Origin of the sequence: Oribacterium sp. NK2B42 (assembly GCF_000424445.1) — a bacterium.
In the GTDB taxonomy this organism is placed as follows: Bacteria; Bacillota; Clostridia; order Lachnospirales; family Lachnospiraceae; genus Oribacterium.
Map to the genome: position 1 here is coordinate 132,860 of NZ_AUJX01000007.1, position 15,345 is coordinate 148,204.

At 43.5% G+C, this 15,345-nt stretch carries 14 protein-coding genes, 1 tRNA gene, 1 rRNA gene and 1 riboswitch; all 16 genes read left to right on the forward strand.

The genetic code is table 11. The annotated features are described in order from the left end of the window. Positions 1-121 precede the first annotated feature (121 nt). Complete coding sequence (prfB, locus tag G625_RS0104305; protein ID WP_330364958.1) at positions 122-1,261, forward strand: peptide chain release factor 2; 1,140 nt, start codon at positions 122-124, stop codon at positions 1,259-1,261. Beyond that, positions 1,261-1,716 (forward strand): ACT domain-containing protein, encoded by a 456-nt coding sequence (locus G625_RS0104310; RefSeq protein WP_029200123.1) that lies wholly within the window; start codon positions 1,261-1,263, stop codon positions 1,714-1,716. Before prfB ends, G625_RS0104310 begins: the two co-directional genes overlap by 1 nt. A 148-nt stretch (positions 1,717-1,864) precedes the next feature. Then, a complete protein-coding gene (locus G625_RS0104315; protein ID WP_029200124.1) occupies positions 1,865-3,121 on the forward strand; it encodes a homoserine dehydrogenase in 1,257 nt (418 codons plus the stop codon). Between the two features lies 1 nt (position 3,122). Beyond that, entirely contained in the window at positions 3,123-3,536 is a 414-nt protein-coding gene (gene tsaE / locus G625_RS0104320) for a tRNA (adenosine(37)-N6)-threonylcarbamoyltransferase complex ATPase subunit type 1 TsaE (protein ID WP_029200125.1), read from the forward strand. A gap of 23 nt (positions 3,537-3,559) precedes the next feature. Then, a complete protein-coding gene (tsaB, locus tag G625_RS0104325) occupies positions 3,560-4,441 on the forward strand; it encodes a tRNA (adenosine(37)-N6)-threonylcarbamoyltransferase complex dimerization subunit type 1 TsaB (protein ID WP_029200126.1) in 882 nt (293 codons plus the stop codon). Positions 4,442-4,657: 216 nt separating this feature from the next. Next, on the forward strand, positions 4,658-5,143 hold the full coding sequence (gene rimI / locus G625_RS0104330) for a ribosomal protein S18-alanine N-acetyltransferase (protein ID WP_049895698.1): 486 nt from the start codon (positions 4,658-4,660) through the stop codon (positions 5,141-5,143). A gap of 168 nt (positions 5,144-5,311) precedes the next feature. Beyond that, positions 5,312-6,226, forward strand: a complete 915-nt coding sequence (locus G625_RS0104335; RefSeq protein WP_029200128.1) for a ribonuclease Z — start codon at positions 5,312-5,314, stop codon at positions 6,224-6,226. Between the two features lie 77 nt (positions 6,227-6,303). Next, the gene (gene tsaD / locus G625_RS0104340) at positions 6,304-7,323 is read left to right on the forward strand and encodes a tRNA (adenosine(37)-N6)-threonylcarbamoyltransferase complex transferase subunit TsaD (RefSeq protein ID WP_029200129.1); all 1,020 of its coding nucleotides are present in this window, start codon (positions 6,304-6,306) and stop codon (positions 7,321-7,323) included. A 207-nt stretch (positions 7,324-7,530) separates the two neighbouring features. Beyond that, positions 7,531-8,358 carry a 2-C-methyl-D-erythritol 4-phosphate cytidylyltransferase gene (gene ispD / locus G625_RS0104345; RefSeq protein ID WP_029200130.1) on the forward strand — a complete coding sequence of 276 codons (828 nt, stop codon included), beginning with the start codon at positions 7,531-7,533 and terminating at the stop codon, positions 8,356-8,358. A 274-nt stretch (positions 8,359-8,632) separates the two neighbouring features. Further along, a riboswitch (purine riboswitch) is annotated at positions 8,633-8,734 on the forward strand. Between the two features lie 157 nt (positions 8,735-8,891). Beyond that, positions 8,892-10,187 carry a BMP family ABC transporter substrate-binding protein gene (locus G625_RS0104350; RefSeq protein WP_029200131.1) on the forward strand — a complete coding sequence of 432 codons (1,296 nt, stop codon included), beginning with the start codon at positions 8,892-8,894 and terminating at the stop codon, positions 10,185-10,187. A gap of 202 nt (positions 10,188-10,389) precedes the next feature. Further along, on the forward strand, positions 10,390-11,916 hold the full coding sequence (locus tag G625_RS0104355) for an ABC transporter ATP-binding protein (protein ID WP_029200132.1): 1,527 nt from the start codon (positions 10,390-10,392) through the stop codon (positions 11,914-11,916). Positions 11,917-11,919: 3 nt separating this feature from the next. Then, positions 11,920-13,020 carry an ABC transporter permease gene (locus tag G625_RS0104360; RefSeq protein ID WP_029200133.1) on the forward strand — a complete coding sequence of 367 codons (1,101 nt, stop codon included), beginning with the start codon at positions 11,920-11,922 and terminating at the stop codon, positions 13,018-13,020. Further along, positions 13,020-14,012: an ABC transporter permease gene (locus G625_RS0104365; RefSeq protein WP_029200134.1), complete on the forward strand. Its 993-nt coding sequence runs from the start codon at positions 13,020-13,022 to the stop codon at positions 14,010-14,012. The genes G625_RS0104360 and G625_RS0104365 overlap by 1 nt, the downstream gene beginning before the upstream one ends. A gap of 145 nt (positions 14,013-14,157) precedes the next feature. Continuing rightward, positions 14,158-14,742 (forward strand): xanthine phosphoribosyltransferase, encoded by a 585-nt coding sequence (locus G625_RS0104370; protein ID WP_029200135.1) that lies wholly within the window; start codon positions 14,158-14,160, stop codon positions 14,740-14,742. 185 nt (positions 14,743-14,927) lie between these two features. Continuing rightward, positions 14,928-15,013, forward strand: a tRNA-Ser gene (locus tag G625_RS0104375). A gap of 237 nt (positions 15,014-15,250) precedes the next feature. Further along, positions 15,251-15,345 (forward strand): 16S ribosomal RNA (locus tag G625_RS22705); the annotation flags it as partial.

Genomic DNA, 15,345 nt, shown 5'->3' on the forward strand with positions numbered 1-15,345 from the left:
TGCCGCGAAAAGAAGCTTTCGCGGCATTTTTTCATAAGTTTCTGAATAGAAACATTACAATCTCCCAAAAAGACTGTAATATAGTCCTCACCTATCAAACGTTTATAAAAAAGGAATTACTATGATCGTAGAGTTAGAGCAGTATAAATTTGAACTTAATGGCAAAGAGCAGTCCCTTAAGGATCTCGGCGCTTCTCTTGACCTTGACAACAAGCAGAAAAGAATCGTTGAGCTTGACCGAATGATGGAAGAGCCTGATTTCTGGGCGAACCCTGAAACCGCAAACCGGTATTCAACAGAAGCCCGTCGTCTCAAGGATGACGTAAAGGCATATGAAGATCTCACACAGGCTTTTGAGGATATCGGAGCACTTATCGAGATGGCAGAAGAGGAAGATGATCAGGAAAGCGTCGCCGAAGTTAAGGAAATGCTTGATGAGTTTACAGAGAAGCTTGATGCCATGTCCACAAGACTTCTTCTTTCAGGTGAATATGACACCATGAACGCCATCCTTCGTCTCAATGCCGGAGCCGGCGGAACCGAGTCCAATGACTGGGCAGGCATGCTTTACCGTATGTACACACGCTGGGCTGAGCGCCATGGCTTCACCTATAAGATTCTTGATTACCTTGAGGGCGATGAAGCAGGCATCAAGTCAGCCACCATCGAGATCGACGGTCAGTACGCATACGGATATCTCCGTTCAGAGGCAGGCATCCACAGACTAGTTCGTATTTCACCTTTTAATGCCCAGAGCAAGAGACAGACATCCTTCGTATCCTGTGATATCATGCCGGATATCGAGACTGATATCGACATCGAGGTTCGTCCTGAAGACATCAAAATGGAAGTATTCCGTTCATCCGGTGCCGGCGGACAGCACATCAACAAAACTTCATCCGCTGTACGTCTCATTCATATCCCCACAGGTATCGTAGTAGCCTGCCAGGAAGAACGTTCCCAGGTACAGAACCGCGCCAAAGCCATGCAGATGCTGAAGGCAAGACTTTATCTCAAGGAGAAGGCTGAGCAGGAAGAGATGATTGCCGGAATCCGCGGAGAAGTAAAGGATAACGGCTGGGGTTCCCAGATCCGTTCCTACGTACTTCAGCCATATCGCATGGTTAAGGATCTTCGTTCAGGTGAACAGTCTTCCAATACGGACGCTGTACTTGACGGAGATATCGATCGCTTTATCACTGCATACCTTAAATGGATGCAGCTTGGCTGTCCTGACCGCAGAATCCAGGGAGACGACTGATGAATAACGAGTCAGATTATTTTGTTGTTCGGACAAAAGCATTACCAACAGTTTTAAAAAAGGTTGTGGAAGTCAAAAGCATCCTTGAAAGTGAAAAGGGTGTCTCCATTGCGGAAGCAACGGAAAAAGCAGGCATTTCCCGCAGTTCCTTTTATAAATATAAAGAGGATATCTTCCCCTTTTATGACAGTTCAAAGGGAAAGACCGTGACTCTGGTTATGCAAATGAGAGATGAGCTTGGCTTCTTATCAAAAATATGTTCCAAGATTTCCGAATACAGAGCCAACATACTTACCATACACCAGTCCATCCCGGTTAATTCCATTGCGACTCTTACTGTATCCATCGAAGTCCGGGAAGATACTTCCGATGTCAATGCCATGATTCAGGATATCGAATCCTGGCCTAACATACAATATGTGAAAATCATCGCACAGGAGCAGTCTCCGGTCTGACCACCTTTTAAAGAAGCATACCTCTTATAAAAAAGTAGTATGGGAAAACTGCTATAATCACCGGATTTCCCGCAATAAATCTCCATCCCTGCATCTGTTGGGATGATATAATGGTTTTATCAAATCTTATTGTAAAAAGGAGTCCTTTATGAAAGTTGCAATTATGGGGTACGGAACCATCGGTTCAGGTGTTGCAGAGGTTCTCAGAGTAAATCAGGAAATCCTGAAAAAGAAGATCGGTGAACCTGTCGAGTTAAAGTATGTGCTTGATATCCGTGAGTCCATACCTGAAAATAACGATAAGCTTATTAACGACTTTTCCATCATTGAGAATGATGATGAGATTGGTCTTGTGGTTGAGACCATGGGCGGCATACACCCGGCTTACGAATTCGTAAAAGCCTGTCTCGAGAAGGGCAAGCATTGTGTGACTTCCAACAAGGCTCTTGTAGATGCCTGCGGTTCAAAGCTCATCAGTATCGCAAAGGCCCATAACTGTAACTTTTATTTTGAAGCCTCTGTAGGCGGCGGAATCCCGGTCATCAGAACCATACATCACAATTATGCCGGCGAGAATCTCATTGAGATAACCGGTATCATGAACGGAACCACTAACTTTATCCTCACCAATATGCGTGAAAAGGGTGCCGATTTTGGAGAGACCCTTGAGGAAGCTCAGCGTCTCGGTTATGCAGAGCGTGACCCGTCTTCAGATATAGATGGCTTTGATACTTCCCGTAAGACAGCAATTCTCCTCAGCATGGCATCCGGAGACCGTTGCCGTCATGAAGATATTTACACAGAGGGTATCCGCAATATTTCAAAGCTTGATTTCTCATATGCCCATGAGCTTGACATGACCATAAAGCTTCTTGGTTCTGTTCAGCAGGTAGAAGATAAGTACTTTGCTTATGTTGTCCCTATGATGATTCCGAAGTCTGATCCTCTTTTCAGTGTTGACGGTGTGTTTAACGGTATCCGCATAGTAGGTAACTGCCTGGGAACCACCATGCTTTACGGAATGGGTGCAGGAAAGCTTCCCACCGCAAGTGCAGTTGTTTCCGACATAATTGCCGCAGTTCGTCACAAAAACGAATTCCAGGGAATCGGCTGGTCTGAAAATATGCTTGAGATAGAGCCTATGGGTTCCAATGCCTTTTCATATTTCATAAGAGTGGAGGGTACATTCTCAGACATTGAAGCTGACCTCAGGGAATATTTCCTTAACGAGGATTCCGAGCTTAAGCCAATAGTACTTAATAACAGGACCGATGAGTTTGCACTTCTTACGGATGTTATGTTCGAGGATGACTTCCTTGACAATGTAAAAGCTTTTGAGGCTAAGACCGGCCGACGCATATTCCACTTTATCCGTACCGAGAAAGAAACCGAGAAAGAAGCATAGAATGATTTTTGAAAGTAACTCTGCGGAGGACACCTTCGCATTTGGCAAAAAAATGGGTGAGGCTGCAAAGCCGGGCGATATCATTTGCCTTGATGGCGACCTTGGAGTCGGCAAAACAGTCTTTACCCAGGGCTTTGCCGCCGGGCTTGGCATTGACGATTATGTTAATTCCCCTACCTTCACCATAGTAAAGGAATACAACGGCCGTATCCCTCTCTATCATTTTGATGTATACAGAATCGGCGACCCCTCCGAAATGGAAGAAATCGGTTATGAAGATTATTTCTACGGAAAGGGTGTCTCCATCATTGAATGGCCCGAGCTGATCGAAGAGCTGATCCCTGAAGAGGCTCACTGGGTCCGCATCAAAAAGGATCTGGACAAAGGATTCGATTACAGAAAAATAGAGTATTGATCTATAGAAATGGATAGAAAAACATGTTGGTTTTAGGTATAGATTCATCAGGACATACTGCGTCATGTGCGCTAATAGAAGACAATCTTGTGCTTTCAGAGTATTCCGCCAATATAGGACTTACACATTCTCAGACACTGTTACCTATGGTGGCTGAGATTTTTTCGCGTACCGGACGAAGTGTTTCAGATCTTGATGCTATCGCAGTAAGTGCAGGCCCCGGCTCCTTCACCGGTCTTCGTATCGGTGCTTCCACAGCAAAGGGTCTTGCTCTTGGTTACGGAATCCCTCTTATAGAGGTCAGCACGCTTGAAGGACTTGCAAAAAATGTTTCCGATATGGGCGGCATTTCTTCATGTACCGAAACCTCCGGAGAAAACATGACAGTAACTGCTAAGGATGCATTATATGTACATCCCATCATGGATGCCCGCCGTAAGCAGGTTTACACAGGAGCCTTCCTTAATGGCACACTGGTGGGCGAAGAGGAGGCTATAGGCATAGATGAGCTGGCCGGGAACATTAACAAAACCGGCGGGCGTCATCTGTTCCTCGGCGATGCCGTACCTGTATACAGAGAATATCTTATGGAACATCTGACTGTAGCCTTTAGTTTTGCCTCTCCTCAGAATCTTCTCCAAAGAGCCTCATCGGTAGCGTTGATAGGTATGGAAAAGCTGAAAGCTGGAGAGACCGTAAGCAGTAAGGATTTCCGTCTGAGCTATATAAGAAAGCCCCAGGCAGAACGTGAGAAAGAGGCTTCGGGTCTCAGAGAATTTGATATCACTCATGACGATCCGAACAAGCTTAAAAAGTCTTCCACCGAAGATGTTCTTGCAGCCCGTAACTATAAAATAGGAGAGGGGTCCGGATACGAAGATGAGTCCATACCGGAGAATCTCTGATTTCATTTATACTGCGGTCCTTATTATAAACAGACACTCACGTTCATGGTGCAGTGACTTTACTATTAGGTTTGAATAAAAATCAACGTCCGGATCACGTCATTTGGATTTAGACTCGTAAACGCAATCTACTGCCGTTTCTGAATTATCTTATAGTGCGTTTACTCGTTATACCCTGAATGTATTGGTACGGGTTTTCGTTAAATAATATAGATTATGATGATCACTTTAAATGCTATAGAGTTTATGGATATCAGCGACCTTCCGGAGATTCTGGAACTGGAACGATCATCCTTTGGCAAAATGGCATGGAGTTCAAAAGACTTCGAAACTGCCCTGTCCTCGGATTATGACTATCCCATGGTGGTTCATAAGCGTCCTGTAAATACCGAAGACCGGGAAAGTTATATAAATAATCTCGCAGGTTACTCTGTTTTACGCTTACTGGGTCCCGAAGCAGAAATCGAAAATATCTGTGTTTCTCCCGATATGCGAAGAAACGGTATAGGCGAGACACTTATGCAGAAGATGATACAGACAGCCCTGACAAAAAAAGCTTCAGTCATTTTTCTCGAAGTCCGTGCCGGCAATACTCCTGCCAGAGCCTTATACCAAAAACTGGGATTTAAGGAGCTCTACGTAAGAAAAGGCTATTACAGGGATCCGACAGATGATGCCATCATCATGCAATTAACACTATAATACGCCAAAAACCAAAAATAAGTTAAGGATCAGATTGTTGTTCTCCAAATACAAACTAAAGATTTTAGCCTTTCATTTCTGACATACATATTCAGATTTAATTGGCTCCTTTACAGGTGAACTATAAAGCTGAGTCCGACCTTATACATAAAAAAAGGATTTATTTATATGCTTGATCTTTGTTTACTTGGAACAGGAGGCATGATGCCTCTTCCAAACCGATGGCTAACCAGCCTTATGCTCAGATGCAGCGGAAGCAACATGCTTATAGACTGCGGCGAAGGTACACAGATAGCCATGAAGGAGAAATCCTGGTCGCCAAAACCTATAGATCTGATCTGCTTTACACATTTTCATGCAGACCACATTTCGGGATTACCCGGGATGCTTCTGTCCATAGGCAATGCAGAGCGTACAGAACCCATACACCTTGTGGGACCAAAGGGTCTTAAAAGAGTTGTGGACGGACTCCGCATAGTTGCGCCTGAACTTCCCTTTGAGATCATATATCACGAACTTGAAGAGCCTGTTCAGCAGTTGGAGTTTGGCCCATTTGTTATCGATGCATTTAAGGTCAATCATAAAGTAATCTGTTATGGCTATAAGATAAGCATCAGACGCCTGGGTAAATTTGATGCAGCAAAAGCGAAAGAGCAGAATATACCTCTTAAATACTGGAATAAACTGCAGCACGGAGAGACCATAACCGCAGAGGACGGTATCATTTACACCCCCGATATGGTTATGGGGGCTGCCAGACGCGGACTTAGTGTCACCTACTGCACAGACACCCGTCCGACTCCCGCAATCACGGAAATGGCAACAGACGCTGATCTTTTTATTTGCGAGGGCATGTACGGAGAACGTGACAAGCTCGAAAATGCAAAGAAAAACAAACACATGATGATGTATGAGGCAGCGGCCATCGGTGCCGAAGCAAAACCCCGGGAGATGTGGTTCACACACTATTCTCCCAGCGAGATGCGTCCCGATATATACAAGGACGATATTTGGAGGATTTTCCCGGTAAAGTTTGCACGTGACGGATGGACTAAGGATCTTACCTTTGACGACGAAGAATAAGAGAGAAGTTTTCAACTATAAAAAATGGGTTCAGAGCACCGACGATGTTCAGCCTCTGGACCCCGGGAGACTAAGCAATGAAGGATATCAATATTCTGGGAATAGAATCAAGCTGCGATGAAACCGCTGCTGCTGTCATAAGAAACGGTCGCGAAGTACGTTCAAATATCATATCATCACAGATTGCCATTCACACCGAATACGGTGGTGTCGTTCCCGAGATTGCTTCACGAAAGCACATAGAAAAAATTGATGATGTTATCTCACTTGCCATGAAGGAAGCTGACTGCACTTTTGATGATATTGACGCCATCGCTGTCACTTACGGACCGGGTCTGGTGGGGGCACTGCTTGTGGGCGTTGCCGAAGCAAAAGCCCTCAGCTTTGCATTAAACAAACCGCTTGTAGGCATACATCATATTGAAGGACATATCAGTGCTAACTACATAGAGAACAAAGATCTTGAACCGCCTTTTGCCTGCCTTATCGTATCCGGTGGACATACACATCTTGTGGTGGTGGAAGATTACGGAAAATATGAGATAGTCGGAAGATCCCGTGATGATGCTGCGGGAGAAGCATTCGACAAAGTGGCAAGAGCAGTAGGCCTCGGATATCCCGGTGGTCCAAAGATTGATAAAGCCGCAAGAAACGGTGATCCACATGCCATAGATTTTCCAAGAGGAACAGTTGCGGATAATCCATATGATTTTTCTTTTTCCGGAATCAAATCTGCCGTTCTCAACTACATCAATAAGGCTAAAATGAAGAAAGAAACCATCAATGTTCCCGATCTTTGCGCTTCATTCCAGGAAGCGGTCACTGACTCTCTGGTTTCAAGAGCCATAGGTCTCTGCAAAGAACGGGGCTACAAAAAGCTTGCCATTGCCGGAGGTGTTGCTTCCAACTCACATATCCGCTCAAGGCTCGAAAGCGAGTGTGCCGAGAATGGAATATCTTTCTACCGTCCAAGCCCGGTGCTTTGTACGGACAATGCTGCCATGATCGGCTGTGCCGGATATTATGAATATTTGAACGGCCGAAGAGACGGTCTGGATCTGAACGCCTGCCCGGGACTCAAACTTGGAGAAAGATAAGCCCGTTAATCGATAATTTACTCTGAGAAGGATATGCGCCTTTGTTTTCGCATGTTTTTCTCAGAGTTTTTTATTTACGAATTCTTTGGCAAAAATTTTTGTTGTATAATCAGAATACAAAAAGAAGATATCAGAGAGATCGTATAGATCTGCATCCGAATGTCATATATAAATGTTGAAAAACAATTGTTTATGGAGGAGGTGTCTATGTACGAGGGAAGAAAAGTTTACGCTATAGTTTTGGCTGCCGGCAGCGGAAGACGTATGCACAGCAAACAGAAAAAACAGTTTATGAAGATTCTTGGCAAACCTCTTTTTGCATGGAGTGCGGAAAGATTTGACCGGCACCCGGGTATAGACGGAATCATCATAACCACTTCCGAAGAGGATATTCCCTACATGAAATCTTTGACCGGATTCAAAACAGATATTGTTAACGATGCCGAAGCTGTTTCATCCTCTGATAGCACAGGAACAACCGATACCGGAGCAGAATCGTGTTCTTTGTCCAAGCTCCGTGCCATTATTCCGGGTGGAAAGGAACGCTATAATTCTGTTTATAACGGACTGGATGAGATCAAAACAATCGAACATATCGATACAGATTCAGCATCATCCGAAAACGATCCTATAGTCCTGATCCATGACTGCGCACGGCCAATGCTTACAGATGCCATCATCGATGACTCCATCCGTTATGCCGCTAAATACCATGCAACTGCCATCGGCATGCCCGTAAAGGATACCATCAAAATCCTTGATGAAGATCACTTTGTAAAGTCCACACCGGAACGAAGCTCGGTATGGCTTATGGAAACACCTCAGAGCTTTGATTTTTCTTTAATCTACAATGCTTACAAAAAGCTAATAGATCAGGAAAAGGCAGGACGTCTTATGATCCCTGTGACAGATGATGCCATGGTGGTTGAGGCCTACACAGGCACAAGAGTCAAGATAGTGGCAGGCTCCTATGAGAACATCAAGATCACTACACCGGAGGATATGAAAATAGCAGAGCTGTATCTGTCAAGATAAGCTATTATCGTCATACTTTATGTCAATCTCCATTCCGCATTGTTGATACGACAGCACAAACAGTCATGAAAAGTGATTTTCACGCCGGACCAATCAGCATATTTTTTGCATGATTTTTCAAAATCATCGTATTTCGCAGTTTTGCATAAGCGTTTTATTTGAATCCCTCTGTGAAGCTTTTGCCGAATGTCACAAAAGGAACGTTGATCTTTATTAATTTTTTAATAAAACTGACATAATATTATAAACAGCTTGAATTAATAAATTCACTCTGTTACCATGGATGAGATTAATCGATATAGGTCAAATAATATGGATTTGATGTTTCTACCCGGTTGCCGTAAATTACCGGACTATCGAATTTTCGATTCAATATTCGGCTGAAGTTATATTCAGTGGTTAAATATGTCGGATTGAAAAGGCGTAGAAGCATTGATTCTACGCCTTTTTTGTTTTCAAAAAAGATGCGCAATCAATGCAAAAATATCCTGTTAAATGGTCTTTGTTTCGAGTTTTACAAAGGAGAAGTACCAATGAAAAGATTCAAAAAAGTTATGTCATCTGTTCTGCTCGCATCCATGATGCTGTCATCAGTTGCATGTTCAAGTCAGAGTGAGAAGGAACCTTCTGCAAATGCAACTACCGCAGCGGCAGCAGCAGAAACAAAGGGTGCTGATGAAAAGGCCACAGAAGCAGCAGGCTCTGATGAGAAGGCTGCATCAGACCTTAAAGTCGGCTTCATATTCCTGCATGATGAAAACTCAACATATGACCTTAACTTTATTGAGGCAGCGACAAGGGCTTGTGGTGAAGCCGGTGTAACTCCTATTTTCAAGACAAATATACCTGAAGGACAGGAGTGCTATGAGGCAGCCTGTGAGCTTGCAGATGCCGGATGCAGCATCGTATTTGCAGACTCTTTCGGTCATGAAGATTATATGATCGAGGCAGCTAAAGAATATCCTGAAGTTCAGTTCTGCCACGCAACAGGAACAAAGGCTCATACAGAGGGTCTTTCAAATTATCACAATGCATTTGCAACCATCTTCGAAGGCCGTTATCTTGCAGGTATCGCTGCAGGCATGAAGCTTAATGAGATGATCGAGAGCGGTGCTATCACCGAAGATCAGGCTAAGATGGGTTACATCGGTGCCTATACTTATGCAGAGGTTATCTCAGGATATACATCTTTCTTCCTTGGAGCACGTTCTGTATGTCCTTCAACAACCATGGAGGTTACCTTCACAGGCTCATGGTATGATGAAACAGCAGAGAAGGAAGGCGCAAACAAGCTCATCGAAAACGGCTGCGTTCTTATCTCTCAGCATGCTGACTCCATGGGTGCTCCTACAGCTTGTGAAAAGGCAGGCGTTCCTGACGTTTCCTACAACGGAAGCACAGCTTCTGCATGTCCTAACACATTCATCGTTTCATCAAAGATTGACTGGGCTCCATACTATGCATACATCATCGATTCAGTTGAAAACGGAACAGAGATCGCAACTGACTGGACAGGAACTCTTGAAACAGGTTCTGTAGTTCTTACAGATTTTGGTACCGCAGCCGCTGAGGGTACTGCAGATGCCATTGCAAAGGCAGAAGCAGATCTCAAGTCCGGCTCAATTCATGTATTTGATGTAAGCACCTTCACTGTTGACGGTGCAGCTCTTACATCCTACATGGCTGACGTAGATACAGATGCTGACTACACACCTGATACAGAAGTTATCAAGGATGGCTACTTTGATGAGTCAGGTGAGGGATTCCGTTCAGCTCCTTACTTTGATTTAAAGATCGACGGTATCACACTTCTTGATACAGCATTCTAAAAACATCCGTATTCTATAACTTTTAACAACATGGGGAAATCTTAAGCAAAGGTTTATATTCTGCCTACTGCAAGGTTTTCCCATGTTTCAGTTTTTAAAAATATTGACACCGTTCACAGGGATGTGAAGGTGCTGCACTTCATAAGCCGGCGGCAGATCCTTTTGACACCCACCTGATTCTTAAAACAGAAAGGCATCAGTTTTGAATAACAACGAAATAGCAGTATCACTTCGTAATATAACAAAGACCTTTGTCGGCACAGTACTGGCCAACAACAATGTCAATCTTGATATAAAAAAGGGTGAGATCCTGTCTCTTCTCGGAGAAAACGGAAGCGGAAAGACCACCCTCATGAATATGCTCTCGGGTATATATCACCCGGATGCCGGTCAGATCATAATCAATGGAAAAGAAGTAACCATCAACTCACCGAGAGATGCATTTGCCCTTGGTATAGGAATGGTTCATCAGCATTTCAAGCTCATAGACATTTTCAATGCGACTGAAAATATTGTGCTGGGTCTTGATGGAAAACTGAATCTTGCGGAAGCAGAAAAAAAGATCAAGGCAATCTGCGATAAATACGGATTCGAGATCAACACAAATAAAAAAATATATGATATGTCGGTTTCCGAAAAACAGACTGTGGAGATCGTAAAGGTGCTTTTCAGAGGAGCAGAGATACTTATTCTTGATGAACCCACTGCCGTCCTCACCCCGCAGGAAACCGAGCACCTTTTTCAGGTAATGCGAAACATGAAGGAAGATGGCAAATCCATTGTCATCATAACTCATAAGCTTAATGAGATTCAGAGTATATCCGACAGAGTAGCGGTCCTTCGTCAGGGAGAGTTTATCGGTGATATGAAGACCTCTGATTCCACCATAAAGGAAATGACCGATATGATGGTAGGTCACGCCGTTTCACTTAACATCGACAGACCCGAACCTGTTGACCCGCAGCCTCGAATAAAGGTAGAAAATCTTACTGTTATTGATGAAGAAGGCGTTGTCAAGCTGGATAATGTCTCCTTCACGGCAAACAGAGGCGAGATTCTCGGAATAGCGGGAATTTCCGGATGTGGACAGAAGGAGCTGCTTCGTGCCATAGCAGGTCTCGAAATAGTAAAAGAAGGAAAGATTACTTACATTCACAGAGACGGCAGAACAGAAGAACTGCTGGGCATGTCTCCAAGAGAGATTTCCGAGCTTGGTGTTAAGCTTTCCTTCGTTCCTGAGGACAGACTGGGCATGGGTCTCGTCGGCAACATGAATATCGCTGACAATATGATGCTGAGATCCTATAGGAAGGGTAATTCCAGATTCTTTACAGATAAGAAGACTCCCCGTGATCTTGCAGAAAAGGTTGTGGATCAGCTTCAGGTGGCAACTCCCAGCCTTGACACTCCGGTCAGACAGCTTTCCGGAGGAAATGTTCAGAAGGTTCTGGTGGGACGGGAGATTGCCTCTGAGCCAAGAGTCCTTCTGACAGCCTATGCCGTAAGAGGCCTGGACATTAATTCTTCTTACCAGATTTATGACCTTATCAATCAGCAGAAAGCCTTAGGTGCAGCTGTTATATTTGTAGGCGAAGATCTGGATGTACTTGTAGAACTTTGCGACAGAATCCTTGTACTTTGCGAAGGCAGGGTAACCGGAATCGTAGATGGAAGAACCACGGATAAGTATACTTTAGGTTCCATGATGACACAGAAAGGAGAGGCTTAAGTAATGCCAATGAAGAATAAAGAGCCTCGTTTTTATATATCAAAGAGAGCAGATGCAGACAGACGAACAGCCTGGACCATAAGAATTATCGCTATTGTGATTTCACTCATAGTTTGCGGTATCGTGACCATGATCTGCACCGGTGACAATCCTATCTCCATATTCGCAACAATTTTCAAGGGTGCATTCGGAACCCAGAGAAAAGCCTGGATAACTCTCCAATATGTAGCAGTTTTACTTATCATTTCTCTGGCTCTCACTCCGGCATTTAAAATGCAGTTTTGGAATGTAGGAGGCGAAGGTCAGGTATTGATGGGCGGTCTTGCAGCTGCGGCATGTATGATCACCCTGGAAAACAAGCTTCCCAATGCAGTTGTTATCCTGCTTATGATAGTTACATCTCTGCTTGCTGGAGCGATATGGGGTGTTATTCCCGCAATTTTTAAGGCACTTTGGAACACCAACGAAACACTTTCAACCCTTATGATGAATTACATAGCAACACAGCTTGTTGCTTTCTTCACCATAGTCTGGGAAGTACCCAAAGGTTCCGGAAAGATCGGAATCATTAACCAGAATTCAAACATCGGGTGGCTTCCTAACATAGGAAACAAATATCTCCTCAGTATACTTGTGGCCATTATCGTCACTGCAGGTATGTATGTTTACCTCAAGTACACAAAACAGGGCTATGAAATTTCAGTTGTGGGAGAAAGCCTTAATACTGCCAGATATGTAGGTATCATGGTGGAAAAGGTAATTGTCAGAACCATGATTCTTTCCGGTGCTCTCTGCGGACTGGCAGGATTGCTTCTGGTTGGCGGTATCAACCACACCATCACCACAACCATAACCAATGGACAGGGATTTACGGCAGTTATGGTATCCTGGCTTGCCAAATTCCATCCTATCGGAATGATTTTCACCAGTCTTCTGATCATCTTTATGGACAGAGGTGCCAGTGAGATATCCACAGCATTTGAATTAAACCAAAGTTTTGCCGATATTCTGACAGGAATAATTCTTTTCTTTATCATCGGCTGTGAGTTCTTCATCAGATACGAAGTAAGGTTTCGTAAAGATTCCGGAAAGGAGAATGCATAATGTTTAGTCTCGTTGCTTTTATTCCCAGAGCGGTACAGCAGGGCATTCCACTTTTATTTGGAAGTACCGGAGAAACCATAACAGAAAAATCAGGAAACCTGAATCTCGGAATTCCGGGAGTCATGTATGTCGGAGCAATTTGCGGAGTTATAGGCGCCTTTTTCTATGAACAGTCTGTTCCATCGGGGGATTTAAACGGATTCCTTGCAGTTTTTATTCCGCTTTTATGCTCTCTTGCAGGATCTTTTCTGATGGGGCTTCTGTATTGTTACCTTACAGTAAGTCTTCGTTCAAATCAGAATGTTACAGGTCTTGCCATGACAACCTTTGGAATCGGCTTTGGAAATTTCTTCGGCGGATCTCTCATCAAACTTGCCGGTGCAGATGTTCCTTCGATTTCATTATCACAGACATCTGCATATTTCAGTAAGACACTGCCTCTGGCTTCACAAACCGGCTGGTTCGGTAAAATATTCCTTTCCTATGGTTTTCTTGCATATGTTGCCATAATCATTTCCCTTATCGCTGCATTTGTCCTCAAGAAAACAAGAACAGGTCTGCATCTTCGTGCAGTAGGAGAGGATCCCGCAACTGCTGATGCCGCAGGAATCAATGTAACCAAGTATAAGTACATTGCAACCTGCCTCGGCTGTATGATCGCAGGTTTGGGCGGATTATATTATGTTATGGACTATGCCTGCGGAGTATGGTCAAATGATGCTTTCGGTGACAGAGGATGGCTTGCCATTGCTCTCGTTATATTTACCATATGGAAAACAGATGTAGGTATTTTCTCATCCATTTTGTTCGGAGGCTTATATATACTGTATCTGTACCTGCCATCAGGAACTCATACAGAATACAAGGAACTCTACAAAATGATTCCTTACGTAGTTACATTGGTTGTTCTTGTTATCACAAGCATGCATAACAAACGTGAAAACCAGCCTCCACATAGCCTGGGAACCAACTATTTCCGTGAAGAGCGATGAATATAAGTTTAATCTCAAACTTACATTATAGGTCAGATACGAGCTCATATAAACCTGACCCGTATCTGACCCATATCTGAATACTGTGAAAATACTCACATCATTATTTGTATCGCCAGTTAAAAGCGTTGAAATGGAGTTTTATATGAATTTTCTTGAAGAGCGAATAGTAAAAGACGGTATAGTAAAAGAGGGAAACATTCTTAAAGTAGACAGTTTCCTGAACCATCAGCTGGATGTCAATTTATTTGATGAAATGGGAAAAGAATGGGCAAAGCGATTTGAAGGCATAGAAATCAATAAGATTCTGACGATTGAAGCTTCCGGAATAGGCATTGCCTGTGTTGTTGCAAGGCACTTCGGAGTACCTGTTGTATTTGCCAAGAAGTCTAAAAGTGTAAACCTTGATGGCGAAATGTACACAGCAGAAGTGGAGTCATTCACACATAAAAACAAAAATCTTGTGATAGTATCCAAAAAATTTCTAAGCAAAGATGATAAAGTTCTCATCATAGATGATTTTCTTGCAAACGGCTGTGCTCTGCAGGGACTGATATCCATCATAAACGAGGCAGGAGCATCTGTTTCGGGAATTGGAATAGCTATCGAAAAAGGCTTTCAAAACGGGGGACAGATAATTCGAAACATGGGTTATAAACTTGAGTCCCTGGCAATCGTGGATTCCATGGATGCTTCAACAGGAGAAGTAAAATTCAGAAACCAGATTTAATAATATATGATACTAAGCAGCTCCCAAAACGTTTGTTGAAGGGAGCTGCTTTTTTTATTTTAACTTTAAAAGATGAATTTTTTTCAAAAAAGTCTTGACGGGAAAAGTGGGATAGTATATAGTAAGCAAGTCGCCAAAAACGACAACTCACTTAAAACATTGGATTTTAAATGAAAATTTAATACGCAGAGGTATCGAAGTGGTCATAACGAGGCGGTCTTGAAAACCGTTTGTCCGCAAGGGCACGTGGGTTCGAACCCCACCCTCTGCGCTCGGGATTTTTAAATCCCAGCAGAACCTTGAAAATCAAAGATCGATTAATACACAGACCCTGAAGATTCTATAAAGAAGATTCAGAAGCGGAGGATCTAATGTAGATCTGAAGCGCGACCAAAAAGGTCTAAAGCGAATAATACAATCGCAGTAAAGAAAAACGGACAGAACAAATAAAGCCAAGCTTTTAGTTCTGAACGGGAAGAACTTAAAAGAGAGAAATCTCTTTTGTATTTAATATGAGAGTTCGATCCTGGCTCAGGATGAACGCTGGCGGCGTGCCTAACACATGCAAGTCGAACGAGCGAGAGATGAAACCTAGTGATTCTC

Bases quoted from the DNA above. Each gene is read 5' to 3' on its own strand.
- prfB (WP_330364958.1), top strand. From the start codon at position 122: ATGATCGTAGAGTTAGAGCAGTATAAATTTGAACTTAATGGCAAAGAG.
- G625_RS0104310 (WP_029200123.1), top strand. From the start codon at position 1,261: ATGAATAACGAGTCAGATTATTTTGTTGTTCGGACAAAAGCATTACCA.
- G625_RS0104315 (WP_029200124.1), top strand. From the start codon at position 1,865: ATGAAAGTTGCAATTATGGGGTACGGAACCATCGGTTCAGGTGTTGCA.
- tsaE (WP_029200125.1), top strand. From the start codon at position 3,123: ATGATTTTTGAAAGTAACTCTGCGGAGGACACCTTCGCATTTGGCAAA.
- tsaB (WP_029200126.1), top strand. From the start codon at position 3,560: ATGTTGGTTTTAGGTATAGATTCATCAGGACATACTGCGTCATGTGCG.
- rimI (WP_049895698.1), top strand. From the start codon at position 4,658: ATGATGATCACTTTAAATGCTATAGAGTTTATGGATATCAGCGACCTT.
- G625_RS0104335 (WP_029200128.1), top strand. From the start codon at position 5,312: ATGCTTGATCTTTGTTTACTTGGAACAGGAGGCATGATGCCTCTTCCA.
- tsaD (WP_029200129.1), top strand. From the start codon at position 6,304: ATGAAGGATATCAATATTCTGGGAATAGAATCAAGCTGCGATGAAACC.
- ispD (WP_029200130.1), top strand. From the start codon at position 7,531: ATGTACGAGGGAAGAAAAGTTTACGCTATAGTTTTGGCTGCCGGCAGC.
- G625_RS0104350 (WP_029200131.1), top strand. From the start codon at position 8,892: ATGAAAAGATTCAAAAAAGTTATGTCATCTGTTCTGCTCGCATCCATG.
- G625_RS0104360 (WP_029200133.1), top strand. From the start codon at position 11,920: ATGCCAATGAAGAATAAAGAGCCTCGTTTTTATATATCAAAGAGAGCA.
- G625_RS0104365 (WP_029200134.1), top strand. From the start codon at position 13,020: ATGTTTAGTCTCGTTGCTTTTATTCCCAGAGCGGTACAGCAGGGCATT.
- G625_RS0104370 (WP_029200135.1), top strand. From the start codon at position 14,158: ATGAATTTTCTTGAAGAGCGAATAGTAAAAGACGGTATAGTAAAAGAG.